The following is a 23,708-nucleotide window of genomic DNA, read 5'->3' on the forward strand; positions in this document are numbered from 1 at the left end:
TCCACACAGGCTGCCAGAGGTTTACCCAAAGCCCGGTTGAAGGCGAAAAAATCTGATGGCAAGCTTACCGCAAACTTCGGTGGAAGACGCCTATGTCCACGAGGTCGCCAGTCTAAAGACGCAGTTCGACATTTTCCGCTTCATGAAGCGGGTGACGGAGGCCTATCGCAGCCGGGCTTTCATGGTTTTGAACCTGCCGCCGATTACCTCCTTCGATCTTCAGGGCAATACGATCATCACCAGCTGGCCCGCTGAACTGCTGTCCATCTACGATCAGGAGGGACTGATGGTGAACAGCCCGGTCCTGCGTCGGCTGCGTACGTCGACGCTGCCTTTCTTCCACGACACGTCGCGCTCCAACTGGCCGCGTGACGACGGCAAGACAGGTGTCGTTGCAACCCTTTTCGAACGCTTCAAGATGATGCGCTGCGCCTATTTTCCTACACATGAACCGTCAGGCGCGCGCGGTGCAGTCTCCTTCGCCGGTGATCGCGAGCCTTTCACCCCGGTAGAGATGCGCGAGCTCAGCTATATCGCGATCCATGTCTTCGACCGGCTGGCCGAGATCCGCAATCTCGATACGCGCATAACCGACACGCTGACCGACCGCGAGATTGATTGCCTCAACTGGACTGCCGCCGGCAAGACCAGTGCCGAGATTGCCGAAATCCTCGATCTCTCGGAGCATACGGTCAATCACTACCTGAACCGCGCCACCAAGAAGCTTGATACGGTCAACCGCACGCAGGCCGTCGCCAAGGCGCTACGCATCGGCCTCATCAAGTAGTCCCGATTAGTAGGCATTGCCGGCCTAAAATATCGTCAGTCGCTGCCGCCGTGCTCAATATCTGAGCGCCATTCCCTTTGCTGGTGGCCCTGGACTGACAATTATCATCCTTTTCATCGGATTCCGCAGTTGGCATGCTTCGTGCATCATTATCAACAGAGGTCCAGAGGGGACTTTGAAAACAGCGCCAGCTGAACGGCGCGACCGACACGCCGCCGTCTGATATCGCTGCCGCTTTTCTCCCGGCGTTCCGATATCGGCGGCGGTTGTTGCGTTTGGGCAACCGCCTTTTGCCCTGTTCCGAAACCGGACGATATCGTTCATTTTTTTCTGGCCTTTTTTTCCGCTTGCTCTACTTCGCCCCGAATTGCGCCGGTTCTCGGGGAGTCCGTTGCGGTCATCAGGGCGAGAGCCCAGCGGACTTGATGACCGCAACGGAGAGAGAACGCGCTGCCTTTCCTTTAACGCGAGATGTGCCTGCCGCCCGATTTTGTTTGGCGAAGCTGCTGGCCTCCACTATTTACTGAAGACGAAAAAGCAGTGAGGGCGGAATGACCGAGGTCACCAAGGAACAGGTTCTGGAAACGTTGAAGACCGTGCGCGGGCCGGATCTGGAGCACAACATCGTCGAACTCGGCATGGTTTCCGATGTCTTCATCTCCGATGGCAAGGTCTATTTCTCGATCACCGTGCCGGCGGAACGCGCCAAGGAACTGGAGCCGCTGCGGCTTGCTGCCGAGCGTGTGATCAAGGAAATGCCAGGTGTGAAAGGTGCGCTCGTGGCGCTGACGGCAGACAAGAAGGCCGCCGTAAATGCACCCGCAGCGCGCCCCGCGCCGCAGGCTGACCACAGCCATCACGGCCACTCCCATGCCCCGCAGCAGCCGCGCACCGCCAAGATCGGTGTTCCCGGCATTGGCGCCATTATCGCCGTCGCATCGGGCAAGGGCGGCGTCGGCAAGTCGACGACGGCGGTCAATCTGGCACTCGGCCTGCAGGCGAATGGTCTTCGCGTCGGCATTCTCGATGCCGATATCTACGGCCCCTCGATGCCTCGCCTCCTGAAGATTTCCGGCCGCCCGACCCAGATCGACGGCCGCATCATCAATCCCATGGAGAATTACGGCCTCAAGGTCATGTCCATGGGCTTCCTTGTCGATGAGGAAACCGCGATGATCTGGCGCGGACCGATGGTTCAGTCCGCCCTCCTGCAGATGCTGCGGGAAGTCGCCTGGGGTGAACTCGACGTTCTCGTCGTCGACATGCCGCCCGGCACCGGTGACGCTCAGCTCACCATGGCCCAGCAGGTGCCGCTCGCCGGCGCCGTGATCGTCTCCACGCCGCAGGATCTGGCGCTGATCGATGCCCGCAAAGGCCTCAACATGTTCCGCAAGGTCGAAGTGCCGGTTCTCGGCATCGTCGAGAACATGAGCTATTTCGTCGCGCCCGATACCGGTACGCGCTACGACATCTTCGGCCACGGCGGCGCCCGCAGGGAGGCCGAGCGCATCGGTGTACCCTTTCTCGGCGAAGTGCCGCTGACCATGAATATCCGCGAGACTTCGGATGCCGGAACGCCGCTTGTCGCCTCCGATCCGAATGGCGTCGTTGCCGGCATCTACCGTGCCATCGCTGCCAAGGTCTGGGAACAGCTCGGTGAAAAGCCGCAGCGTGAGGCACCCGCGATCGTCTTCGAATAGTGCGAATCACTTGGCCGCTCACCTCGAATTGTGGGGGAAATGAGATGAAAGGGCGCAGTTCACGTAAGATGTCTTGATTATTTTCCGGCTTTGCTTCATATGCGCGCCGGCGTCATGATGGCGCGTCTGCAAATGCTCTGTGATGGCCGCCTGTCGATGAAGGTTCCGGCCTCCCTGCATATTCGGAGTTGACTTGTCGATCGAAGGATTGGTGACTGCGATGCGGTGGAGCAACCCGGCCGATAAGGCCGGACATGACCGGAGTTGTATGAACTTTCTTTATCCGCTTCCGTTACGATCGATGGCAAGTGCGCCCTGGCGTCACCGCGCTCGCGTGGGCATGGAAGGACTTTCGATGAAAAGGGCTACGACGGCTGGGCGCTGCCGGCGCCGGAGATGCGGGCTGTGATCACCGCATACTGTTCCAACTGCAAGTCGGTCGAGATCCGTGATCTTGCCAATCCTCCGGAGTTTCCGGCGGATGTGGTATGGATCGACATGGTCGAGCCGACTCGCGAGGAGGAACTGCATGTCGAAACGATCCTTGGCATCGAAGTGCCGACCCGTGACGATCTCAGGGCGATTGAGCCGTCAGCCCGCCTCTATGTCGAAAATAACGCCGTATACATGACCGCTTCGCTGATATGGAAAGCGGAAACGGAAGCGCCGACCCTGACGGATGTCGCCTTCATTCTTGCCGGCGACAAGCTAGTGACCATCCGCTACGCTCATCCGAAGTCCTTCGCACTCTTCATCGCCGCCCTGCATCGCATACCGGAGCAGTGGCGCAGCGGCGCCGCCCTTCTTGCCAAGCTCCTGGAAACCATCGTCGATCGCACCGCCGAAGTTCTGGAAATGTCGGTGTCCCGCCTGGACATCCTGTCGGTGCACGTGTTCGGTGACCGCGCCAAGAAGGTGCGCAAGCCGTCGAACTATCTGGAAGAGAAGCTGAAGGACATTGCCGGTCATCACCGCATGATCAGCAAGCTGCGCGACAGTCTCGGCTCGCTCTCGCGCCTTCTCACCTTCTTCTATACGATCCCTGTCGTGCAGCACGATCAGGAAACCAAGGAACTTTGCCGGACGATTTCGCGCGACATCCAGTCCCTTTCGGAACATGCGTCCTTCGTCGCCGGCAACATCACATTTTTGCTCGACGCCTCGCTCGGCCTCATCAACATCGAGCAGAATGCCATCATCAAGATTTTTTCGATCGCTTCGGTCGTGTTCTTGCCGCCGACGCTGGTCGCCTCCATCTATGGCATGAATTTCGAGTTCATGCCGGAGTTGCACCTGGCCGCGGGTTATCCCTACTCGCTGGGCCTCATGGTGATCTCCGCCGTCATTCCCTTCTTCTTTTTCCGCTGGAAAGGCTGGCTCTGAGGAGCCTGTAATTACTTCATGTCTGAAGAAAGCCATTCTCAAGAACGCAACCTTACGCCGCGCAAGCTCTTTTATCTTGCGCTAGGCTCCGTAGGTGTCGTTTACGGGGATATCGGCACGAGCCCGCTTTATGCGTTCCGCGAAGCGCTGAAGCCGGTCGCCCATGATGGTCTCACCCGTTTCGAGGTCATCAGCCTCATTTCCCTGATGATCTGGGCGCTGACGATCATCGTCACCATCAAATACGTGCTCTTTCTGCTGCGCGCCGACAACGACGGCGAAGGTGGCACGCTGTCGCTGCTTGCCCTCCTGATGAAGACCGCCAATGGCCACACAGCGCTTTTGATGCTGCTCGGCCTGATGGGCGCGGCACTCTTCCTCGGCGACGCGATGATCACCCCGGCGCTCTCGGTTCTGTCAGCGGTCGAAGGTATCAAGCTCGTCACGCCGCAGCTGTCGGAATATATCGTGCCCATATCGGTGGCAATTCTGGCACTGCTCTTCGTCGTGCAGTCGCATGGCACGGGGGCGGTCGCACGATTCTTCGGCCCCATCACGGCGCTTTGGTTCCTCGTCATGGCCGCCGCCGGCATCGCTCATATTTCCGATGACTACGGCATCCTCGCCGCCTTCAACCCCTATTATGCCATCAGCTTCCTGCTGCACGAGGGTTTCTATGGCGTCGTCGTTCTCGGCGCTGTCTTCCTGACGGTGACAGGCGCGGAAGCCCTCTACGCAGACCTCGGCCATTTCGGCCGCCGCCCGATCCAGTGGGCATGGTTCGCGCTGGTCTTCCCGTCGCTCACGCTGAACTATCTGGGGCAGGGCGCGCTCGTTCTCGGCAATCCGGCAACGATGTCCGACCCCTTCTATCTCATGTATCCGCAGTGGGCGCTGTTGCCGGTCGTTATCCTCGCGACCTGCGCCACGATCATCGCCAGCCAGGCCGTCATTACGGGCGCCTTCTCGCTCGTACGCCAGGGAATCAACCTCGGCTTCCTGCCGCGCATGGAAATTCTCTTCACGTCAGAGACCAATACCGGGCAGATCTTTGTGCCTTCGGTCAACGCGGTGCTGTTCTTCGGCGTCATCTTCCTCGTGCTCGGCTTCAAGACCTCGGATTCGCTGGCGACCGCCTACGGCATCTCGGTCACCGGCGCGATGGTCGTCACCTCGATCATGGCCTTCGAATTCGTCCGCGTCCGTTGGAACTGGTCGCTTCCGGTTGCCATCATTGCGCTGCTGCCGCTGGTCCTTCTCGAACTGATCTTCTTGGGCGCCAACCTCCTGAAGATCCATGACGGCGGCTATATCCCGATCCTGATTGCGACGGCCTTCACCGTCATCATGTGGACCTGGCGTCGCGGCACGGCGATCCTGACGGAAAAGACCCGTCATACGGATATTCCGCTTGCCTCGTTCGTGAGCTCAATCGAGCGCAAGAGCGAGCATTCGCCGGCCCATGTTCCGGGTACCGCGATCTTCCTGACCAGCGATCCGGATTCGGCACCCGCCGCACTGTTGCACAATCTCAAGCACAATCACGTGCTCCATGATCGCAACGTCATTCTGACAATCCGCACGGTCAACAAGCCGCGCGTCTCGCCGCAGGAACGCTACAAGGTTGAGCAGATCTCCGAACGCTTCTCGCGCGTGGAACTGCTCTTCGGCTTCATGGAATCGCAGAACGTCTCGCAGGCGCTGGCGGCGCTGCGCAAGACCGGCCTGAAGTTCGACATCATGACGACCTCCTTTTATCTCGGCCGCCGCAAGCTGGTGCCTGATGCCAAGTCCGGCATGCCCTACTGGCAGGACCGCCTCTACATCGCGCTCGCCAATGCGGCCGCCAACCCCTCCGACTACTTCCGCCTGCCGGCCAACCGCGTGGTGGAATTGGGTTCGCACGTCATCATTTGACGGGAAGCAAGGAGAGGGCGCCATCTCGTCCTCTCCCATTTCTGTGACCGGCCGGGAATGAACGGGGCGAGAGGCTCCATCTCACGAAAATGTCAGCCGCATTGGAATATGCAGAAATCCTCATGGGCATATTCCGGGACAGGTCGTTAACCAGCTATCAAGGTTAATGCGAGATTTTCTTGGGACTGTTCCCGCGTCCCATGCCCGGAGTCCGCGTTGCGTCGAAATGGCCGCTTCCGCAGCAAGCTGCGTCTCTTGCCCCAGAATTGGGTCTCTCCCGCGATCTTCGGCGTGGCCGGATGGCTGATCTTCCCGAGCGTCGCCTCCCATGCCGATCTTGCCACCATGCTCGCCGGTCTCGACAATGATCGCGAAAGCTGGCGCATGGTTCTGACCAATTCGCCCGCAGGCTCCATCCACCAGGTAGAACTCGCCTTTGCCGATCCCGCTGCTACCGGCTCGATCGCCGCCGGTGGGGGCATGGTGCTGCCCGACGGCCGCAAGGTTGCTTTCGTCTCTGGTGAGAAGGGCAATGACGGCATCCCGGACGAGGATCGCGTCAATCGCAATGCGAAGAAGGGCCGCGTCGTTGCCGTCGAAAGGGTGCAGCCGCCGAAGGATTTCTCCGCAGGCTCCATCCTTGAGCGCACCAGGCTCCTCTTCCGCCCGGTCTTCGATCTCAAGGACAAGTCTGCCTTCGTGAAGCCGACGATCAAGGGCAAGGAGATCGAGATCGCCACGGCCTTCTACAAGACGCAGCCGGTGCCACAGCAAAACAACGCCGTACCGGCAATGCTGGCAAGCCTCGTGACCAGCAATAAGGCGGATGTGCTGGCGACGGCCTATGCACCTGCAGCACCGGATTATTCGCGCCAGTCGCCTTTCGATTCGATCCTGACCGACAGGGATGAAGGCCGTTTCGTGCCGCAGATCGGCCCGAAGGACCATGCTTGGGCGGCCAGTATCCTGCCGCCAAGTGTCTTTTCCGCCGGCGAGCAGCAGTGCCTGGCTTCAGGTATCTATTTTGAGGCGCGCGGCGAATCCGTGAAGGGGCAGGCGGCCGTCGCGCAAGTCATCCTCAACCGCGTCCGCAATCCAGCCTATCCCAAGACCATTTGCGGCGTCGTCTACCAGAACGAAGACTGGCGCAATCGCTGCCAGTTTTCCTTCGCCTGCGACAACATCAGAGACCGTGTGAATTCGCAATATCATTGGCGCGTCGCCCGCGATGTTGCCATGGCCGTGACCGCCGGCAAGATCTGGCTGCCGCAAGTGGGGTCGGCCACGCATTACCATGCCGTCTACGTCCGGCCGAATTGGGCCAGGACCATGGAAAAGGTCGGCCGTATCGGCATGCATGTCTTCTACCGCACTTATGGTGGTGGCTGGAGCTGAGGCAAAAGGGCGGCCGATTGCCGATTTTTCGCTGCCCGGCGCCGTTCGACGACGGATTCTTTCGATGAAATCGGGTGCGAGTGGCTAAATTCCGCTTAAATCTTTGATTTTTTGCGGTTATTTTATGGCTGGACACAAGCTCTCTACGCCTTGACTATGCTAATCCCTAAAACTATGTTGCGCGCGACTTCAGAACGGGCCGGAGGGTTCTTTAACCTTTGCGTCCGTGGTTCGGAAAACCGGGGTAGCGGGATTGCGGGCGACGGGAGCGGAGGAGAGCACGATGGCGGATGACCGCGAAGAAAGTCTTGAGCAGCGCCGTCGGCAGCTGGAAGCGGAACTAGCCTCCAGACATGTCGATGACAGGAAGGAAGAGGCGCGAGAGGCCAGTGCCGAGCAGAGCCGTAAAGGTTATGCCCAGGCGATGAAGCTCTCGAGCGAATTCATTTCCGCCATCGTCGTCGGTGCTGTACTCGGCTGGCTCTTCGACCATTTTGTTGGCACGACGCCTTGGGGGTTGATTGTTCTTCTGCTTCTTGGATTCTGTGCCGGCGTTTTGAATGTTTTGCGCGCTGCGGGGAAGGTCGCCCAACCCCTGGATCGCCAAAACGCTGATAAATAGGGCCGTCTGGCCCAGTGCAATTTCCGCCTTTTGGGCGGGCCAAAGAGAGAGAGCAACCGGTGTCAAACGATCCGACCCATCAGTTCCAGATCTTCAAGATTGTGCCGATCGAGATCGGCGGGATTGATTTCTCGTTCACCAACGCATCTCTCTTCATGGTGGCTTCGGCTGCCGTCGCTGCTGGCTTCCTTTATTTCTCGACCACGAATCGCGCCATTGTTCCGGGCCGTTCGCAGTCACTCGCCGAAATGTCCTACGAGTTCATTGCCGGCATGCTGAAGGAAGGTGCGGGCACCAAGGGAATGCAGTTCTTCCCGCTGGTCTTCTCGCTCTTCATGTTCGTGCTGACGGCAAACCTGCTCGGCATGTTCCCGTATTTCTTCACGATTACCAGCCAGATCATCGTCACCTTCGCGCTGGCGATCCTCGTCATCGGCACGGTTCTGGTCTACGGCTTCTATAAGCACGGCTTCCACTTCTTTAATGTCTTCGTGCCCTCGGGCGTGCCGGGCATTCTGTTGCCGCTGGTTGTCTCGATCGAGATCATTTCCTTCCTGTCTCGTCCGATTTCATTGTCGGTTCGTCTTTTCGCAAACATGCTCGCTGGTCACATCACGCTGAAGGTGTTCGCAGGCTTCGTCGCCTCGCTTGGAGCCCTCGGTGCTGTCGGTGTCGGCGGAGCCGTTCTTCCTCTCATCATGACCGTCGCCCTGACCGGTCTCGAGTTCCTCGTTGCCTTCCTCCAGGCTTACGTCTTTGCGGTGCTGACTTGCATGTACCTCAATGACGCGATCCATCCGGGCGGGCACTAAGGATAACGACATCGACGTCAAAGGGCGTCAGTCATTCGCCGCAACAACCATTTCAAAGGAGTTCAACATGGAAGCGGAAGCAGCAAAGTTCATCGGTGCAGGTCTGGCTTGCTTTGGTATGGCCGGTACGGCTCTCGGCCTCGGCAATATCTTCGGCAGCTACCTCTCCGGCGCTCTGCGCAATCCGTCTGCTGCTGACAGCCAGTTCGGCCGTCTGGTATTCGGCTTCGCCGTTACGGAAGCTCTGGGCATCTTCTCGCTGCTCGTCGCTCTTCTCCTCCTCTTCGCCGTTTAATATCGGTGGATTGATGGATCACGGCCTGCGAACAGCGAGCCGTGATCCTTTGCATTTGCAGTACACCTGGAGGTGAGCATGTACTTTGTGACCCCGGCCTACGCTGAAGAGGCACCGGCGGGAACCGCGACGGATGCGCATGCCGCTCCGGCTGCCGGCGAGGTCCATACCGAGACCGGCGTTGCCGAAGGCGGCCACGCGCGTGGGCCTTTCCCGCCTTTCGATTCGTCGACCTACGCATCCCAGCTTCTCTGGCTGGTGATTACGTTCGTCATTTTCTACCTGCTCATGCAAAAGGTCATCGCACCGCGCATCGGCGCGATCCTCGAGCAGCGTCACAACCGCATCTCGCAGGATGTCGAAGAAGCTGGCCGCCTGAAGGCTGAGGCCGATGCCGCCGTCACAACTTACGAAGGCGAACTCGCCGCTGCCCGTGCCAAGGCAAACTCGATCGGCACTGCCGCTCGCGATGCTGCCAAGGTAAAGGCCGAGGGTGATCGTCGCGCAGTCGAGGCTAGCCTCAACGAAAAGCTGAAGGCTGCCGAGGCCCGTATCGCCGATGTGAAGGCAAAGGCTTTTGCCGATGTGGGTGCCATCGCCGAGGAAACCGCAGCAGCTGTTGTCGAACAGCTCATCGGCGGCTCCACTGCCCAGTCTGATGTCGCCGCTGCCGTTGCAGCCGCCAAAAAGGAGGCTTGATCGATGGAATTTGCTTTTGATGCAACTTTCTTCGCCTTCGTTGGCCTCGTTCTCTTCTTGGCGCTGATCGTCTACCTGAAGGTTCCGGGCATGATGGCGAAGTCGCTTGACGACCGCGCCGACCAGATCCGCAACGAGCTGGCGGAAGCCAAGCGCCTGCGCGAGGAAGCCCAGCACCTGCTCGCGGAATATCAGCGCAAGCGCAAGGAAGCTGAAGCTGAAGCAGCGCACATCGTGGCCGCTGCCGAGCGCGAAGCTGAAATGCTGACCGCCGAGGCGAAGAAGAAGACGGAAGAATTCGTCTCTAACCGCACGGCTCTTTCCGAGCAGAAGATTAAGCAGGCCGAAGCCGACGCGATAAAGGCTGTTCGCTCTGCTGCCGTCGATCTCGCCATCGCAGCCGCCGAAGCCGTCATCGGCAAGCAGGCGGATGCCAAGGTCCAGTCCGAACTTTTCGGCCAGGCCGTCGGCGAAGTGAAGACCCGCCTGAACTGAGCTGCTGCTCTTTAGGATTAGAAAAGCCCTGCCTCAGCGGGGCTTTTCCGTTTTCGGCGGATGCTGTTGTGCTTAGTGTGATGTCTGAAACTGTGATGGGCTGCGCCGAAAACAACGGATCACCCTTTTCGGAAGCTCCTGCAGAAACCCTCGATGCCGGTACAGCAATCGAGTGTCTCTGACACTTCCCCATCCCCAGGGCTTGCAGGGAAACGGAGCGGATCCCGCGCTGGAGCTTACTCCTCCAGCATCTCCCCATTCAGCTCTTCCACGACGCCGTCCTTGCGGAGTGGCCGGAAGCTCATCCGGTGCAGCGAGCACGGCCCGTGCTTCTCGATGCCGGAGCGATGCTGTGCTGTACCATATCCGACATGAGCGGCAAAACCATATTCGGGAAACACCAGATGCGCGCGCGCCATCATTCGGTCGCGCGTCACCTTCGCCACTATGGAGGCGGCGGCGATAGAAACGGATCGCGCGTCACCCTTCACCACGGCCTGCCCGGGGCAGTCGAGGCCAACAGGCACGTCCAGTCCGTCCGTCAGCACATAGCTTGCTGGTACGGCAAGGCCGCAGATCGCGCGGCGCATGGCGTCAAGGCTTGCTTTGCGGATATCGGTTTCATCGATGCGTGTGGAACTGGATGAGGCGATGGAGACTGTTGCGGTCGCAAGAATTTGGACGAACAGTTCCTCGCGTTTCTGCGCCGAAAGCTGCTTGGAATCGTTAAGGCCCTCTGGAATACGCTTGGGATCGAGGATCACGGCTGCAGCCACGACGGGGCCTGCAAGCGGCCCGCGCCCAGCCTCGTCGGCGCCCGCGACAGGCCAGTGGCCAGCCTTGCGGGCTTTCAGCTCCAGCCGGAAATCCGGCATGAGGGGGGCCTCTTCAAAGAGCAGAGGAGAATCGGGTGACGTGCGACGTTTCATGCGGTTGAAACTCGCACGCCAACCCGATTTCCTGCAAGCCCCCGGATCAGGGCGGCGACGGCCGGGGGGCGGTCCGGCGGATGGTGCGGTCAGGGCCATCCGCAGGAATTGCGCAAGACAGAAGACGCAGGGCAGGTCTTCTTCACGCCTCACGCAAGCTCGTTAACAAAAGCAATTCCAGCAAAAGTGCGCAGCGGCTTTGCGTCCGGAATTGCGTAAAACAACCAGTCAGAGCAACGAAAGCTGCACGCCGCTGCCATTTGGCGGTACGAAGAGATCGTCGCGCAGGGCAAGGCTTCGCCTAGTTAGCCCTAACCGCTTTGCTGCCATCTCGAAGCGGCGGGCGATCTGCCAGGCGTAAGGCCCGGCGCCCTTCATGCGCTTGCCGAACTCGGCATCATAATCCTTACCGCCGCGCATTGAGCGCACCAGCGACATGACGTGGCGATAACGGTCAGGATAGTTCTGCAGCAGCCAGTCGCGGAACAGCGGGCTCACCTCCAGCGGCAGCCGCAGCAGCACATAACTTGCCTCTTCTGCGCCTGCCGCCTTTGCGGCATCCAGAATGCGCTCCAGCTCGTGATCGTTGAGCGCCGGGATGATCGGCGCCGCCATCACTGACGTGCGCACACCGGCCTCGGAAAGCCCGCGGACCGCCTCCAGCCTGCGCGTCGGCGTCGAGGCGCGTGGTTCCATCAGGCGCGCAAGCTTGCGGTCAAGCGTCGTGACCGAAATGCCGACGCGGACGAGGTTCTTCGCCGCCATCTCCGTGAGGATATCGAGATCGCGCAGGATCATCGCCGACTTGGTGACGATCGCAACGGGGTGGTTCGCCTTGTTCAGCACTTCGAGGATCTGCCGCATGATGCGCCACTCCTTCTCGATCGGCTGGTAGGGATCGGTGTTGGTGCCGATCGCGATGACGCGGACCTTGTAGCCAGGCTTGGCGAGCTCGCGCTCCAGAAGCTTCGGCGCGTCCGGCTTGGCAAACAGCTTGCTTTCGAAATCCAGTCCCGCCGAGAGGCCCATATAGGCATGCGTCGGCCGGGCGAAACAATAGATGCAGCCATGCTCGCAGCCGCGATAGGGATTGATCGACCGATCGAAGGAAAGGTCGGGGGACTCGTTGCGGGTGATCGCCGTGCGCGGCTTCTCGATCTGCACATCCGTCTTGAAGGGCGGCAGTTCCTCGAGCGTCTGCCAGCCATCATCGAAGGTCTCGCGCTGTGTTGGCTCGAAGCGGCCGCTGGGATTAAGCCCCGCGCCGCGGCCACGCCGCCGGTCAACCTCGATGCGCAGCCCCGAGGCCGCGATCATCGCGTCGGCAATATCTGCCGTATTGGCAGGCGCAAATGCGGCCTGCCCTGCAAGGGACTGTGGTCTCATCGGATTCTCCAGCGGCGGAAACGCTCGATCCCGCTCGTTTTGATGATTATATTCCTATCCGCAAAAAGAGAACAATGCAAGAACAAAATGGGGAAAGTGGTGCTGGCAAAATTTTGTGCGGCGCTCTATAAACAGGCAATGTTGACTGTCGTTCTTGAATGCCAGGATCAGGAACCTGAGCTGGCCCAGACTCTATCGGTATTGGTGGCGGGCGCTGTGGAAGGCCTCGTCAGCGACGTGGTCGTGCTCGATCACGGCTCCCGCGACGGCACCTCGCGGGTGGCGGATGCCGCCGGCTGCCGTTTCCATTCGCAGTGGGATATCAAGGACATCATCCGTTCCGCTCGCGGCGAATGGCTGCTTTTCGTCGAACCGGGCGCAAGACCGCAGGCGGGCTGGATCGACGAAGTCGCGGAATACGTAGCCTTGAATAAGGTGCCTGCGCGTTTCACCGCCTCGCGCGGCTATCGGCGCCCCTTTTTCCAGCGCGTCGGCCGTGCCAGGCCGCCGCTGGAACTCGGCCTGCTCATGCCGAAGAAACTCGCCATTTCAGCTGCAAAGAGCGGCATGCGCCTTACCGAATTCGTCAAGGCACAGAAGCCGCGCCAACTCTCCAGCGAATTGATTCCCTCCTGGGTCGCCCGCGCCGCGCGATAGCTGCACTCCTCGACATTGCGAAAAGATGGCGCCCAATAGGATTTCGCGCTATAATTCGGCTATGGCGCCGCCGAAGCGCCTCGCTTCGTAACGGATGGCCATGGAATGCCGGTGAACGGCAGAACAGGTCAGCGAAAATCTCCTCTTCTGCCGGGTTTCCGGCGAAAGGAGGTGCGTCATGCTACGCAATATGGTCCACGGCCTGCTGGCCGTCATATTGACGACATTGGTGATCGCGCATCCGCATCCGGCAGCATCGCAGATGATGCGCAGTTGCGCAGGCCGATCCGAGATCGTCAATTTCCTGGACAGCAACTTTGGCGAAAAGCTCACTGCAGTCGGACTGATTAACCAGAACGCCATTCTCGAAGTCTATGCCGCCGAAAGCGGCACATGGACGCTCGTCGTCACGGACGTTCACGGGATAAGCTGCGTGCTGCTGTCCGGTGATAGCTGGGAAACGATGCCCGCCCTGCCGGGCCTCGCGACATAGCGATGCTGCTGTTGTAACCAGTCTATTTCGTCGCGCCGCGCTTGAGGTGTTCGTCCAGCCGCGGCATGATCTCCACGAAATTGCAGGGCATATGGCGATAGTCGAGCTGCGCCTTCAAGATGCCGTCCCAGGCATCCTTGCAGGCGCCGGGCGAGCCCGGCAGCACGAAGATGAAGGTGGCGTTGGCAACACCTGCCGTAGCGCGCGACTGGATCGTCGAGGTGCCGATCTTGTCGTAGGAAATGCGGTGGAACACGGCCGAAAACCCGTCCATCCTCTTTTCGAAGAGCGGTTCCAGTGCGTCGGGCGTCACGTCGCGGCCGGTGAAGCCGGTCCCGCCCGTGGTGATGACGACGTCGATCTCCTTGGCTTCTGTCCAGGCGCGCACGCGCGCGGTGATCCTCTCGCGGTCGTCAGGCACGATGTCGCGGTCGACCAGATGATGGCCGGCTTCCACAATCCGTGCCACCAGCGTATCGCCGGATTTGTCATCCGCCAGCGTGCGTGTATCCGAAACGGTCAGAACCGCAATGCCGAGGGGGATAAAAGCTCGTTTTTCGTCCAGGCCTGCCATCATGCACCTCCTGCGAAAGTCTCCGTCGACTGGAAATACCAGTCCGGGCGGGCCGCGTGAAGACGCTCAGCGGCGCGCAGCGCAGCAACGGGTGTCTCGAAGATGCCGAAGCAGGTCGCGCCAGAGCCGGACATGCGCGTGAAAAGCGCGCCTTCTGCCGCGAGCATGCCTGAAATCTCGGCGATTTCGGGAACCAGTTCCCGCGCCGGCATCTCAAGATCATTGCGTGTCGCCCGTATGGCTTCCATCCAGTGCGGAGTCTTCTTCAGGACCAATGAAGGATTATTCTTGGTGACAAGCCGCTGGAAGATCTCGGGCGTGGAAACGCCTTTCAGCGGATTGGCGAGCACCATGGCGAAGGAGGGCAGGGCATCGGCCGTCTCTATCTTTTCGCCGATACCGCGTGCGATCAGCGGCGTGCTTTTCAGGCACATCGGCACGTCGGCCCCAAGCTTCAGTGCGAGGGCGGCAACGGTCTCAGTGGGAAGCGTCACGTCCCATAGACGCATCAGCCCGCGCAGCGTCGCTGCCGCATCGGCAGAGCCGCCGCCGATTCCGGAAGCGACCGGCAGATTCTTTTCCAGATGGATGCGCACGGGCGGAGCGCCGCCTGCCGCTTCCCGCAGCAGGTCACGCGCCTTCAGCACCAGATTGGTGCCGGGGTCATCGGCAAGCACATCGGCGAATTGGCCGGAAAGCGTGAAATCATCCGCATCGGCAGGCGCAAAGCCCAGCCGGTCGCAGTGGCGAGCAAATGTCACCAGCATTTCAAGAAGGTGGTAACCGTCAGGCCTCTGGCCCGTCACATGCAGGGCCAGATTGATTTTTGCGCACGCATCTTCGGTGACCGCGAAATCGCCGAGCCCGTCAGGCATGCGGCCTCAGGATTTCTTGTCGACCGGCGGCGGCGGCGTCACCGGCTGCGGGTCCGGCTGCTTCTTGTCGACGGTCTTGGAGTCGTCGTCCTGCGCAGGCAGGCCGTTGGCGACTTTTTCCTTTATCTTCGGGATCTGGGTTTCCTCGGGTTCGGAGGCGAGCGCCCGGTTCCACTGATAGACGGCTTCCAGCTTGCGGCCGACCCGCCAGTAGGCATCGCCGAGATGGTCGTTGATCGTCGCGTCGCCGGCCTTGATCTGCGCCGCGCGTTCCAGCTCATCGACAGCATCGTTGTAACGGTTGAGGCGGAAATAGGCCCAGCCGAGCGAGTCGATGATATAACCGTCGTCAGGACGCAGCTCGACGGCCTTCTTGATCATCCCAAGGCCTTCGTCGAGGTTGCGGTTCATGTCGATCCAGGAATAACCGAGATAATTCAGAACCTGCGGCTGGTCCGGATTGAGGTCGAGCGCCTTGCGGAAGTTAGGCTCCGCCTGGTCCCACTTCTTCAGCCGCTCATAGGCGATGCCGCGCTGGAAGAAGACGCTCCAGTCCGAGCGGCCCGGCAGCGGCCCGATCACTTCGACAGCCTTGTCGTAATTATCGGCCATCGCCTGATAATCCTTGGCGTCGGAAAGCACGCTGCCATAGGCGAGGTAGCTTCTGATATCGGTCGGGTCGGAAGCGATCAGCGACTGCAGGTGCTTGCGGGCTTCGTCCACCTTGCCGCCCTGCGCGAGCGCGAGGCCCAACTGCAGTTCGGAGATGCGACGCATCGGCGAATTCGCCGGCACCTTCTGGTAAAGCGCGATGGCGCGATCCATCTGGTTCTGCTTTTCCGCAATGCCGCCAAGCAGCACCAGCGTGTCGGCACTATTCGGATCGAGTGCATTGGCCGTTTGCAGATAGAGCGAGACAATGTCCTCGGCGCCATCGCGGTTCAGCGCGCCGCCGACCGAGAAGAGCACGCCAGCCGCACCCTCTTCGGCGCTCTTGACCTGCTGTTCCTGCTTCTCGCCCTTTTCGATGCTGTCGCGCAGCGCGTTCAGCGGCGTGTAGTTCGGCAGCAGATTGTCGCCGACGGAAACGGCGTCGAGCGCCTTCTGCTTGTTGCCCTGCGAGGCTTCGAGGCGGGCGAGCGCCATGATGGCGCGCATGAAGGTATCAGGTGCAGTTGCGCCGCCTTCCTTGTCCAGCACGGCATCGTTGAGATGCTGGCGGGCAGATTTGACGTCGCCGTTGACGATCGCGATCGCACCGGCATTGTAGTTCTGGAAGATGCGGACCCAATCCGGTCCCTTCATCTTCTCGACCATGGTTAGCCCCTCCTTGCCGCGGCCGGCGCCGACACGTGCCCAGGCCAGCAGAAGGTCGTTCATCATGCGGTCGAGATCGTTCGGCCCGTCATATTTCAGGATCGATTCAGCCGTCTTGAACTCGCCGCGGCGCATCGCGTCCATGCCGCGCACGATCGTGGTGATACGCTCGACGGTCGGGTCGCCCTTGAGGTCGTTGGCATATTTCACGCCGTCCTTGATGTCGCCGTTGAGCAGCAGCGAGATCATCAGGCGTTGGCGGATTTCCGGATTGCCCGGCTCGATCTGCAAGGCTTTCTTGTAGAGCTCGATCGCCGTCGGATAATCGTGATCCACATCGGCCGTGCGGGCAGCGAGAAACGCGCCCGAGAAGGTGGATACGCTGTCCGGATCGAAAGTCACGGTCTTGTTGGCATCATCCGCCTTGGCCGCGTCTTCGGCGTTCACACCGCCGATCCCGCCGAGCGAAAGCACCGCCGCCAGGGCTGCGCTCGAAAGGAGACGGGTGACAAATCTCTGCCGCATTAGAAAACCTTTCTTCAGGGACGGCCGACTCAATGCGCCGGCCGCAAAATCAGTTGCAAACACTGATTCACAACAGGATGGCTTTTTTGAAGCGGCCCTGCAAGAAATTCAGCCCACGTTCAAGGACGCTTGATTAAAGCGCCGCCGCGCAAAAGCGTGCGGCGGCTTTGCGGCAACGACATGCGTCACACGAAGGCAAGCTTCAGTTCACGCGCTCGATGCAGAAATCGATGACTTCTATCAGGGCCGATTTCCAGGGGCTGTCCGGCAGAGGCGCCAGCGCATCCCGGGCGATCGTGCCGTAGTGGACGGCCCGCTGGATCGTGTCGTTCAGCGTGCCGTATTTGGTGATCAGGCCGAGCGCCTTTTCCAGATTGGCATCGCTGCTGTTACCGCCTTCGATCGCATCGCGCCAGAAAGCGCGCTCGTCCTGCGTACCACGGCGATAGGCCAGGATGACCGGAAGGGTGATCTTGCCTTCGCGGAAGTCGTCGCCGACATTCTTGCCGAGATCGGCAGCCTTGCCGCCGTAATCGAGCGCGTCGTCGACGAGCTGGAAAGCGAGGCCGAGATTCATGCCGTAGGATTTCAGCGCGTTGCGGTTGGATTTGCTGGTCTCGGCAACGATGGGTCCGACTTCTGCAGCAGCGGCAAAGAGAGCGGCCGTCTTGGCGCGGATGACAGAGAGGTAATCGTCCTCGGTCGTTTCCATGTTCTTGGCGACGGAAAGCTGCAGCACCTCGCCCTCGGCGATGACGCAAGCGGCAGAGGAAAGCACGTCGAGCGCCTCCAGCGAGCCGACTTCGACCATCATGCGGAAGGCCTGGCCGAGCAGGAAGTCGCCGACGAGAACGCTCGCCTGGTTGCCCCAGATCGTCCGCGCGGTCGACTTGCCGCGGCGCAGGTCGCTTTCATCCACCACGTCGTCATGCAACAGCGTTGCCGTATGCATGAACTCGACTGATGTGGCGAGCTTGATGTGGTTTTCGCCCCTGTAGTTAAAGAGCGAGGCCGCAGCGAGCGTCAGCATCGGCCGCAGGCGCTTGCCGCCGGAGGAGATGAGATGGTTCGCCACCTCCGGGATCATCTGGACATCGGAGCCGGCCTTGGAAAGGATAAGCTGGTTCACCCGCTCCATGTCAGCCTTGGTGAGGTCCACCAGCGGCTTGATGGAAGCCAGTTTGTTTTTGTTTTCTTCAAGCGGTATTACCACGCCCAACGACCCGGACTCCTGTTCATTCGTTGCCTTTGACAATAGAAAGGGGCGATGGAGGCGGCAAGGGGTGAATTGTCGCTGCCAGCAAATTCGGAAGGGAAAATGACGGCAAATGCATGAGCTTATCCGCGCAAACGACCCCGTTCTGCTCTCTTTTGCCGAGAGCCTCATGAAGGATGCGGGAATTTCGTGCTTCATCGCCGACCAGGGGATGAGCGTGCTGGAGGGCTCGCTCGGCATGCTGCCGCGCCGCCTGTTGGTCGATGAGGCGATGGCCGTTCAAGCCCGTCGCATCCTTATCGATGCGGGTCTCGGCGGCGAATTGCGCGAGCGGAAGTGAAAAGATGACGCAGGCGGTGACGGACACCATAGACGCCTTTCATCGCGGCCTCTTCCATATCGTCCAGCCTAAGGGCAGGGGGCATCGTGCCGGCATGGATGCCATGCTGCTGGCGGCCCTTGTTGCCGATGATCGCCCCATAAGAGTGGCCGATCTCGGGGCCGGAGCGGGTGCAGCCGGCCTTGCTGTCGCCTCCCGTCTTTCGAGGGCCGAGGTCGTGCTCTTCGAGCGCTCGGCGGAAATGGCCAACTACGCCCGCCGCAGCATCGAACTGCCTGATAATTCCCATATGGCCGGCCGCGTCTCGGTCGTTGAGGCCGATGTCACGCTGACCGCCAAGGCACGCAATGACGCAGGCTTGATTGATGAAAGCTTCGATCACGTTATTATGAACCCGCCTTTCAATGACGCCGGCGACCGCAGGACGCCGGATGCGCTGAAGGCGGAGGCGCATGCCATGACCGATGGCCTTTTCGAGAGCTGGATCCGTACGGCCGGCGCCATCATGATACCGGGCGGACAGTTGTCGCTGATCGCGAGGCCGCAATCGATCGCCGAGATCATTGATGGTTGCAGCAGGCGCTTCGGCGGCATCGAGATCACCCCCATTCATCCGCGTGAGGGGGAAAACGCCGTCCGCATCCTCGTGACGGCGATCAAGGGTTCGCGCGCGCGGCTATCGCTGCGTGCGCCCCTCATCATGCACGAAGAGGGGAGCCATAAGTTCTCCCCTCTCGTCGATGATTTCAACAATGGCCGTGCGGCTTATGGCAGGCTCTGAAGCAATTCCAGGAAAGCTTGCAGCGGTTTTCCGATTGGAATTGCGAGAAAAATCAATTCCGGAATTGCCTGAGAACAAATTCTAGCCTCCGGTCATGAAGTCGAAGAGCAGCTTGACGTTCAGGCCGGCGATCACGATAGCGACCACATAGGCGATGGCGCTCAGCCACTTCGGTGCCACCAGCTCGCCCATCTTCGCCTTGCTGGCCGTGAACATCACGAGCGGGAAGACGGCAAAGGAAAGCTGCAGGCTGAGCACCACCTGGGTCAAGATCAGCAGCTCCGCCGTGCCCTGATCGCCGTACCAGATCGTCACGAAAGCCGCGGGAACGATGGCGATGGCGCGGGTGATCAGGCGGCGTACCCAGGGCTTCAGCTTGATTTTCAGGAAGCCTTCCATGACGATCTGCCCGGCAAGCGTGGCGGTGACCGTCGAATTCAGGCCGCAGCAGAGCAGCGCAATGCCGAAGAGCGTAGGCGCAATGGCAAGGCCGAGCAGCGGCGACAGCAGCGAATGCGCCTCACCAAGTTCCACCACATCGGTCTTGCCGTTGGCATTGAAGGCAGCCGCGGCAAGGATCAGGATCGAGGCGTTGATCAGGAGCGCGAAGCAGAGCGCCACGGTGGAGTCGAGGGTCGCAAAGGTCAGCGCCTCCTTTTTCTCCGGCACGGTATGGCCGTAGGAGCGCGTCTGCACGATGCCGGAATGAAGGTAGAGATTGTGCGGCATCACGGTCGCGCCGAGAATACCGAGCGCCAGGTAGAGCATTTCGGGGTTGGTGACGACCTCAGGCGTAGGCAGGAAGCCCCTGATGACGGCGCCCCATTGCGGGTCGGCAAGGAAGATCTGGATCGAAAAGCAGATCGCAATGACGCCGAGCAGCGTGATGATGAAAGCCTCCATCCAGCGGAAGCCGAGCCTCTGCAGCAGAAGGATGACGAAGACGTCGAGCGCGGTGATCAGCACGCCGATTTCGAGAGGAATTCCGAAAAGCAGATTGAGGCCAATCGCCGTGCCGATCACCTCGGCAATATCGGTGGCGATGATGGCGATTTCCGCAAAGGCCCAGAGCGGCACTGCGACATAGCTCGGATAGGCATCGCGACAGGCCTGCGCCAGGTCGCGGCCGGAGCCGATCGCAAGACGCGCGCAAAGCGATTGCAGCACGATTGCCATGATGTTCGAAAGCAGTGCGACGGTCAGCAGCGCATAGCCGAACTTCGATCCGCCGGCGAGCGAGGTCGCCCAGTTGCCAGGGTCCATGTAGCCGACCGCCACCATGTAGCCGGGGCCGAGGAAGGCTGCCGCCCGCCGCCACGTGGAGCTGTGCCGCCCCGTACCAACTGTACGGTAGACGTCGGAGAGCGAAGCTTCGCCGCGCTCGGTCCGCCAGCCGCCCTTTGCATTCGGATTTATGATGTCCATGCCACTTTCACCTGATTACCCATGCCGGCACTATGCCTGATTAGAATGATAATGCAAGTCATTCGCAACAAGAAAATGGAGGGCTATGTTTTGGGAACGTAGCCATTGCGTTTGTCGTTGCAGCGCATACATGCAATGCCCTTGTAATGTGCACATGCATGCTGGCGCCGCCGATCATGTTGAGGAAGAGAAATGGCTGGATTTTTGAGAAAGCTGATGCCGAAGCGGTTTCGTAAGGATGGGCTCGTCATCCCCGTCGTCAGGCTGCAGGGCGCGATCATCAGCGGCGGCGGTCAGTTCCGCCCGACCCTCAATCTCGCCAATGTTGCGCCGGTGCTGGAAAAGGCCTTCTCCATGAAGGATACACCGGCTGTTGCCATCTCTATCAATTCGCCGGGCGGCTCGCCCGTCCAGTCCCGCCTTATCTTCACGCGTATCCGCGAGCTTGCGCGTGAAAAGCAGAAGAAGGTGCTGATCTTCGTGGAGGATGTGGCAGCCTCCGGCGGCTACATGATCGCGCTGGCGGGCGATGAAATCATCGCCGACCCGACATCCATCGTCGGTTCGATCGGCGTCGTCTCGGGTGGTTTCGGTTTTCCGGAACTCCTGAAGAAGATCGGTGTCGAGCGTCGCGTCTATACGGCAGGCGAAAACAAGGTGATCCTCGATCCCTTCCAGCCCGAGAAGGAAAAGGACATCGAATATCTGAAGAGCCTGCAGTTGGAGATCCATCAGGTCTTCATCTCGATGGTGCGCGAGCGCCGTGCCGGCAAGCTGACGGACGATGCGGCTGTTTTCTCCGGTCTCTTCTGGAGCGGCACGCGCGGCCTGGAGCTCGGCCTGATTGACGGGCTCGGCGACATGCGCCAGGAACTGAAGAAACGCTACGGCCAGAAAACGAAGCTGCAGCTCGTCACGGCCACCCGCGGGCTGCTCGGCCGCCGCATTCCCGGTGTCTCACCGGTCTCGCTTGATGGTGCGGCGTCCGGTCTTGCGTCGGGGCTTGTCGAAGCGGCAGAGGAGAGGGCATTGTGGAGCCGCTACGGGCTTTGATGGGAGGTAGGAGGGGACATGGCACAGCTTATCACGTTATTGATCCTCGTCTGCGCGGGCTGGTGGCTCTACCGTCGCTTTGTTTCCGATGCGCAGAGGCTTGCTGAAAAATCCCGCCGCGCCGAGAAGGAGCGCCAGACGGGGGCCATCGGTACACTGGTGAAGGATCCGGCGACGGGTGAATATCGCCTGAAACGGGAAGACGAATAGGCCGAAGCGTGTGTGTTGAGCGTTGCCGATCGGCGATCGAGATCGCTGACCGGCTGGCCGTTTGTGAGGTTTGTCGGGACGCGGTGCAAAAGTCTTGACCCCTGCGGCGCTGCGTGGCACCTGTCGCGCTCATATTCCAAGCAATCGGTGCCCTTCCATGTCTGCTGCCATTCCTGACCATATGAACCCGAAGCGCTCTTTCCAGGCGCTGATCCTGACCCTGCATAACTACTGGGCGGACAAGGGTTGTGCGGTTCTGCAGCCCTATGACATGGAAGTGGGTGCGGGTACCTTCCATCCGGCCACCACGCTGCGCGCGCTTGGGCCCAAGCCGTGGAAGGCCGCCTATGTGCAACCGTCCCGCCGCCCCTCCGACGGCCGTTACGGCGAAAACCCGAACCGCCTGCAGCATTATTACCAGTATCAGGTCATCCTGAAGCCCAACCCGCCGAACCTGCAGGAACTTTACCTCGGCTCGCTCGCTGCCATCGGCCTCGATCCTTTGCTGCACGATATCCGCTTCGTCGAGGATGACTGGGAAAGCCCGACGCTCGGCGCCTGGGGCCTCGGCTGGGAATGCTGGTGCGACGGCATGGAAGTCTCGCAATTCACCTATTTCCAGCAGATCTGCGGCATTGAATGCTCGCCGGTTGCCGGCGAGCTGACCTATGGCCTGGAGCGCCTCGCCATGTATGTGCAGGGCGTCGATAACGTCTACGACCTGAACTTCAACGGCCGCGAAGGCGACGAGAAGATCAGCTACGGCGATGTCTTCCTGCAGGCCGAGCAGGAGTATTCCCGCCACAACTTCGAATTCGCCAATACCGAAATGCTGCATCGCCACTTCATCGATGCCGAGAAGGAATGCCAGGCGCTGCTCGCCGCCGGCGCACCTGGTAATAACGCCAACCAGCGCCTGCACAAATGCGTCTTCCCCGCCTACGATCAGTGCATCAAGGCTAGCCACGTCTTCAACCTGCTCGACGCCCGCGGCGTGATCTCCGTCACCGAACGCCAGAGCTACATCCTGCGCGTGCGCACGCTCGCCAAAGCCTGCGGCGAAGCGTTTTTGCTGACGGATGCGGGCGGTTTTGACCTCGTAAACGCAGCCGCCTGATCCTGCTGCGGCGCGAGGAGCACTTGCGCCGCCTTCCCCGTTTGACGATCTCTACGAAACCCGCGTAGTCTCCCGCCACATTGGCTTTTCGGGGGGATTCGCGATGTATATCGCTCTTGGCGTCATCGTTCTAATCGCACTCTACGTCGTCTTCATCTACAACGGCCTCGTCCGTTCCCGGCAGATGGCCGAGGAGGCCTGGTCTGGCATCGATGTGCAGCTGAAGCGGCGCGCCGATCTGATCCCGAACCTGATCGAGACCGTCAAGGGCTATGCCGCCCATGAAAAGACCACGCTCGAAGAGGTCGTCGAGCTTCGCAACAAGGCGCAGGCCGTTCCCGCTGGCGATGTAGCCGGCAGGGCGCAGGCGGAAGGTCTGCTCGGGCAGGCGCTCGGCCGGGTGATGGCGCTCGCCGAAGCCTATCCCGATCTCAAGGCCAACCAGAATTTCTCCGAGCTTCAGGCCTCGCTGGAAACGATGGAAAGCGAAATCCAGATGGCGCGGCGCTATTACAATGGCGCTGCCCGCGATCTGAACGTCAAGGTCGAGAGCTTCCCCTCGAACCTCGTTGCCGGCCAGTTCGGATTCTCCAAACGCGAATATTTCGAAATTGCCAACGAGGCCGATCGCACTGTGCCGACCGTCAAGTTCTGACCTTTGTCTTTGCACAAAAACTGCTATGAGCAGTCCGACAAGGCCGCTCG

General features: G+C 60.4%; 25 protein-coding genes. 18 read left to right on the plus strand and 7 right to left on the minus strand.

Annotation, left to right across the window (positions count from 1 at the left end; genetic code table 11):
- Positions 1-55 precede the first annotated feature (55 nt).
- From AB8B33_RS02195 to AB8B33_RS02240, 10 genes are all read left to right on the plus strand, one after another.
- Entirely contained in the window at positions 56-787 is a 732-nt protein-coding gene (locus AB8B33_RS02195; RefSeq protein WP_439014199.1) for a LuxR family transcriptional regulator, read from the plus strand.
- A 551-nt stretch (positions 788-1,338) separates the two neighbouring features.
- Complete coding sequence (locus tag AB8B33_RS02200) at positions 1,339-2,487, plus strand: Mrp/NBP35 family ATP-binding protein (RefSeq protein ID WP_439014200.1); 1,149 nt, start codon at positions 1,339-1,341, stop codon at positions 2,485-2,487.
- 405 nt (positions 2,488-2,892) lie between these two features.
- Positions 2,893-3,870: a magnesium transporter CorA family protein gene (locus AB8B33_RS02205; protein ID WP_113321888.1), complete on the plus strand. Its 978-nt coding sequence runs from the start codon at positions 2,893-2,895 to the stop codon at positions 3,868-3,870.
- 18 nt (positions 3,871-3,888) lie between these two features.
- Positions 3,889-5,787 (plus strand): potassium transporter Kup, encoded by a 1,899-nt coding sequence (locus AB8B33_RS02210; protein ID WP_113321865.1) that lies wholly within the window; start codon positions 3,889-3,891, stop codon positions 5,785-5,787.
- A gap of 216 nt (positions 5,788-6,003) precedes the next feature.
- Positions 6,004-7,182, plus strand: coding sequence for a cell wall hydrolase (locus AB8B33_RS02215; RefSeq protein WP_439014201.1), 1,179 nt, complete (start codon positions 6,004-6,006; stop codon positions 7,180-7,182).
- A gap of 283 nt (positions 7,183-7,465) precedes the next feature.
- Positions 7,466-7,804: an AtpZ/AtpI family protein gene (locus tag AB8B33_RS02220; RefSeq protein WP_113321863.1), complete on the plus strand. Its 339-nt coding sequence runs from the start codon at positions 7,466-7,468 to the stop codon at positions 7,802-7,804.
- Between the two features lie 59 nt (positions 7,805-7,863).
- On the plus strand, positions 7,864-8,616 hold the full coding sequence (locus AB8B33_RS02225) for a F0F1 ATP synthase subunit A (protein ID WP_037105789.1): 753 nt from the start codon (positions 7,864-7,866) through the stop codon (positions 8,614-8,616).
- Between the two features lie 67 nt (positions 8,617-8,683).
- Complete coding sequence (locus tag AB8B33_RS02230; RefSeq protein ID WP_003588243.1) at positions 8,684-8,911, plus strand: F0F1 ATP synthase subunit C; 228 nt, start codon at positions 8,684-8,686, stop codon at positions 8,909-8,911.
- Between the two features lie 78 nt (positions 8,912-8,989).
- Complete coding sequence (locus AB8B33_RS02235; RefSeq protein WP_310378538.1) at positions 8,990-9,610, plus strand: F0F1 ATP synthase subunit B; 621 nt, start codon at positions 8,990-8,992, stop codon at positions 9,608-9,610.
- A gap of 3 nt (positions 9,611-9,613) precedes the next feature.
- Complete coding sequence (locus tag AB8B33_RS02240) at positions 9,614-10,105, plus strand: F0F1 ATP synthase subunit B (RefSeq protein WP_113321861.1); 492 nt, start codon at positions 9,614-9,616, stop codon at positions 10,103-10,105.
- 236 nt (positions 10,106-10,341) lie between these two features.
- Here the strand turns inward: AB8B33_RS02240 and AB8B33_RS02245 are convergent, their stop codons facing one another.
- Both AB8B33_RS02245 and AB8B33_RS02250 read right to left on the minus strand, forming a co-directional pair.
- The gene (locus AB8B33_RS02245) at positions 10,342-11,034 is read right to left on the minus strand and encodes a ribonuclease HII (RefSeq protein WP_113321860.1); all 693 of its coding nucleotides are present in this window, start codon (positions 11,032-11,034) and stop codon (positions 10,342-10,344) included.
- A gap of 228 nt (positions 11,035-11,262) precedes the next feature.
- Positions 11,263-12,420 (minus strand): PA0069 family radical SAM protein, encoded by a 1,158-nt coding sequence (locus AB8B33_RS02250; protein WP_113321859.1) that lies wholly within the window; start codon positions 12,418-12,420, stop codon positions 11,263-11,265.
- A gap of 138 nt (positions 12,421-12,558) precedes the next feature.
- On the opposite strand from AB8B33_RS02250, the gene AB8B33_RS02255 reads away from it, so the two are divergent.
- Both AB8B33_RS02255 and AB8B33_RS02260 read left to right on the plus strand, forming a co-directional pair.
- Positions 12,559-13,077 carry a glycosyltransferase family 2 protein gene (locus AB8B33_RS02255; RefSeq protein WP_113321887.1) on the plus strand — a complete coding sequence of 173 codons (519 nt, stop codon included), beginning with the start codon at positions 12,559-12,561 and terminating at the stop codon, positions 13,075-13,077.
- Positions 13,078-13,255: 178 nt separating this feature from the next.
- Positions 13,256-13,570, plus strand: coding sequence for a hypothetical protein (locus AB8B33_RS02260; protein ID WP_113321858.1), 315 nt, complete (start codon positions 13,256-13,258; stop codon positions 13,568-13,570).
- 22 nt (positions 13,571-13,592) lie between these two features.
- Here AB8B33_RS02260 and moaB read toward each other — a convergent pair whose 3' ends face one another.
- From moaB to AB8B33_RS02280, 4 genes are all read right to left on the minus strand, one after another.
- Complete coding sequence (moaB, locus tag AB8B33_RS02265) at positions 13,593-14,144, minus strand: molybdenum cofactor biosynthesis protein B (protein WP_439014202.1); 552 nt, start codon at positions 14,142-14,144, stop codon at positions 13,593-13,595.
- Positions 14,144-15,019, minus strand: coding sequence for a 4-(cytidine 5'-diphospho)-2-C-methyl-D-erythritol kinase (locus tag AB8B33_RS02270; protein WP_439014203.1), 876 nt, complete (start codon positions 15,017-15,019; stop codon positions 14,144-14,146). The genes moaB and AB8B33_RS02270 overlap by 1 nt, the downstream gene beginning before the upstream one ends.
- A 6-nt stretch (positions 15,020-15,025) precedes the next feature.
- On the minus strand, positions 15,026-16,861 hold the full coding sequence (locus AB8B33_RS02275) for a tetratricopeptide repeat protein (RefSeq protein WP_439014204.1): 1,836 nt from the start codon (positions 16,859-16,861) through the stop codon (positions 15,026-15,028).
- 202 nt (positions 16,862-17,063) lie between these two features.
- Positions 17,064-18,080: a polyprenyl synthetase family protein gene (locus AB8B33_RS02280; protein ID WP_439014205.1), complete on the minus strand. Its 1,017-nt coding sequence runs from the start codon at positions 18,078-18,080 to the stop codon at positions 17,064-17,066.
- Positions 18,081-18,189: 109 nt separating this feature from the next.
- On the opposite strand from AB8B33_RS02280, the gene AB8B33_RS02285 reads away from it, so the two are divergent.
- Positions 18,190-18,417, plus strand: coding sequence for a putative signal transducing protein (locus AB8B33_RS02285; protein ID WP_439014206.1), 228 nt, complete (start codon positions 18,190-18,192; stop codon positions 18,415-18,417).
- Positions 18,418-18,421: 4 nt separating this feature from the next.
- On the plus strand, positions 18,422-19,198 hold the full coding sequence (locus tag AB8B33_RS02290) for a tRNA1(Val) (adenine(37)-N6)-methyltransferase (protein WP_439014207.1): 777 nt from the start codon (positions 18,422-18,424) through the stop codon (positions 19,196-19,198).
- A gap of 81 nt (positions 19,199-19,279) precedes the next feature.
- Here the strand turns inward: AB8B33_RS02290 and AB8B33_RS02295 are convergent, their stop codons facing one another.
- Complete coding sequence (locus AB8B33_RS02295; protein WP_439014208.1) at positions 19,280-20,623, minus strand: Nramp family divalent metal transporter; 1,344 nt, start codon at positions 20,621-20,623, stop codon at positions 19,280-19,282.
- Between the two features lie 192 nt (positions 20,624-20,815).
- On the opposite strand from AB8B33_RS02295, the gene AB8B33_RS02300 reads away from it, so the two are divergent.
- The 4 genes from AB8B33_RS02300 (at position 20,816) to AB8B33_RS02315 (ending at position 23,658) form a co-directional block, all read left to right on the plus strand.
- Positions 20,816-21,676 (plus strand): S49 family peptidase, encoded by an 861-nt coding sequence (locus AB8B33_RS02300; RefSeq protein WP_113321851.1) that lies wholly within the window; start codon positions 20,816-20,818, stop codon positions 21,674-21,676.
- A gap of 18 nt (positions 21,677-21,694) precedes the next feature.
- Positions 21,695-21,886, plus strand: coding sequence for a hypothetical protein (locus tag AB8B33_RS02305; protein WP_113321850.1), 192 nt, complete (start codon positions 21,695-21,697; stop codon positions 21,884-21,886).
- A 157-nt stretch (positions 21,887-22,043) separates the two neighbouring features.
- Positions 22,044-23,003, plus strand: a complete 960-nt coding sequence (locus AB8B33_RS02310) for a glycine--tRNA ligase subunit alpha (RefSeq protein WP_439014209.1) — start codon at positions 22,044-22,046, stop codon at positions 23,001-23,003.
- A gap of 103 nt (positions 23,004-23,106) precedes the next feature.
- A complete protein-coding gene (locus AB8B33_RS02315; protein ID WP_439014210.1) occupies positions 23,107-23,658 on the plus strand; it encodes a LemA family protein in 552 nt (183 codons plus the stop codon).
- Positions 23,659-23,708 lie beyond the last annotated feature (50 nt).

It is taken from the genome of Rhizobium sp. 768_B6_N1_8 (genome assembly GCF_051811225.1).
Taxonomy (GTDB): Bacteria; Pseudomonadota; Alphaproteobacteria; order Rhizobiales; family Rhizobiaceae; genus Rhizobium.

Excerpts from the sequence above, each read along its gene's own strand:
- AB8B33_RS02195 (WP_439014199.1), top strand. The coding sequence starts at position 56 with ATGGCAAGCTTACCGCAAACTTCGGTGGAAGACGCCTATGTCCACGAG.
- AB8B33_RS02200 (WP_439014200.1), top strand. The coding sequence starts at position 1,339 with ATGACCGAGGTCACCAAGGAACAGGTTCTGGAAACGTTGAAGACCGTG.
- AB8B33_RS02210 (WP_113321865.1), top strand. The coding sequence starts at position 3,889 with ATGTCTGAAGAAAGCCATTCTCAAGAACGCAACCTTACGCCGCGCAAG.
- AB8B33_RS02220 (WP_113321863.1), top strand. The coding sequence starts at position 7,466 with ATGGCGGATGACCGCGAAGAAAGTCTTGAGCAGCGCCGTCGGCAGCTG.
- AB8B33_RS02230 (WP_003588243.1), top strand. The coding sequence starts at position 8,684 with ATGGAAGCGGAAGCAGCAAAGTTCATCGGTGCAGGTCTGGCTTGCTTT.
- AB8B33_RS02235 (WP_310378538.1), top strand. The coding sequence starts at position 8,990 with ATGTACTTTGTGACCCCGGCCTACGCTGAAGAGGCACCGGCGGGAACC.
- AB8B33_RS02240 (WP_113321861.1), top strand. The coding sequence starts at position 9,614 with ATGGAATTTGCTTTTGATGCAACTTTCTTCGCCTTCGTTGGCCTCGTT.
- AB8B33_RS02245 (WP_113321860.1), bottom strand. The coding sequence starts at position 11,034 with ATGAAACGTCGCACGTCACCCGATTCTCCTCTGCTCTTTGAAGAGGCC.
- AB8B33_RS02250 (WP_113321859.1), bottom strand. The coding sequence starts at position 12,420 with ATGAGACCACAGTCCCTTGCAGGGCAGGCCGCATTTGCGCCTGCCAAT.
- AB8B33_RS02255 (WP_113321887.1), top strand. The coding sequence starts at position 12,559 with ATGTTGACTGTCGTTCTTGAATGCCAGGATCAGGAACCTGAGCTGGCC.
- AB8B33_RS02260 (WP_113321858.1), top strand. The coding sequence starts at position 13,256 with ATGCTACGCAATATGGTCCACGGCCTGCTGGCCGTCATATTGACGACA.
- moaB (WP_439014202.1), bottom strand. The coding sequence starts at position 14,144 with ATGGCAGGCCTGGACGAAAAACGAGCTTTTATCCCCCTCGGCATTGCG.
- AB8B33_RS02270 (WP_439014203.1), bottom strand. The coding sequence starts at position 15,019 with ATGCCTGACGGGCTCGGCGATTTCGCGGTCACCGAAGATGCGTGCGCA.
- AB8B33_RS02275 (WP_439014204.1), bottom strand. The coding sequence starts at position 16,861 with ATGCGGCAGAGATTTGTCACCCGTCTCCTTTCGAGCGCAGCCCTGGCG.
- AB8B33_RS02285 (WP_439014206.1), top strand. The coding sequence starts at position 18,190 with ATGCATGAGCTTATCCGCGCAAACGACCCCGTTCTGCTCTCTTTTGCC.
- AB8B33_RS02290 (WP_439014207.1), top strand. The coding sequence starts at position 18,422 with ATGACGCAGGCGGTGACGGACACCATAGACGCCTTTCATCGCGGCCTC.
- AB8B33_RS02295 (WP_439014208.1), bottom strand. The coding sequence starts at position 20,623 with ATGGACATCATAAATCCGAATGCAAAGGGCGGCTGGCGGACCGAGCGC.
- AB8B33_RS02300 (WP_113321851.1), top strand. The coding sequence starts at position 20,816 with ATGGCTGGATTTTTGAGAAAGCTGATGCCGAAGCGGTTTCGTAAGGAT.
- AB8B33_RS02305 (WP_113321850.1), top strand. The coding sequence starts at position 21,695 with ATGGCACAGCTTATCACGTTATTGATCCTCGTCTGCGCGGGCTGGTGG.
- AB8B33_RS02310 (WP_439014209.1), top strand. The coding sequence starts at position 22,044 with ATGTCTGCTGCCATTCCTGACCATATGAACCCGAAGCGCTCTTTCCAG.
- AB8B33_RS02315 (WP_439014210.1), top strand. The coding sequence starts at position 23,107 with ATGTATATCGCTCTTGGCGTCATCGTTCTAATCGCACTCTACGTCGTC.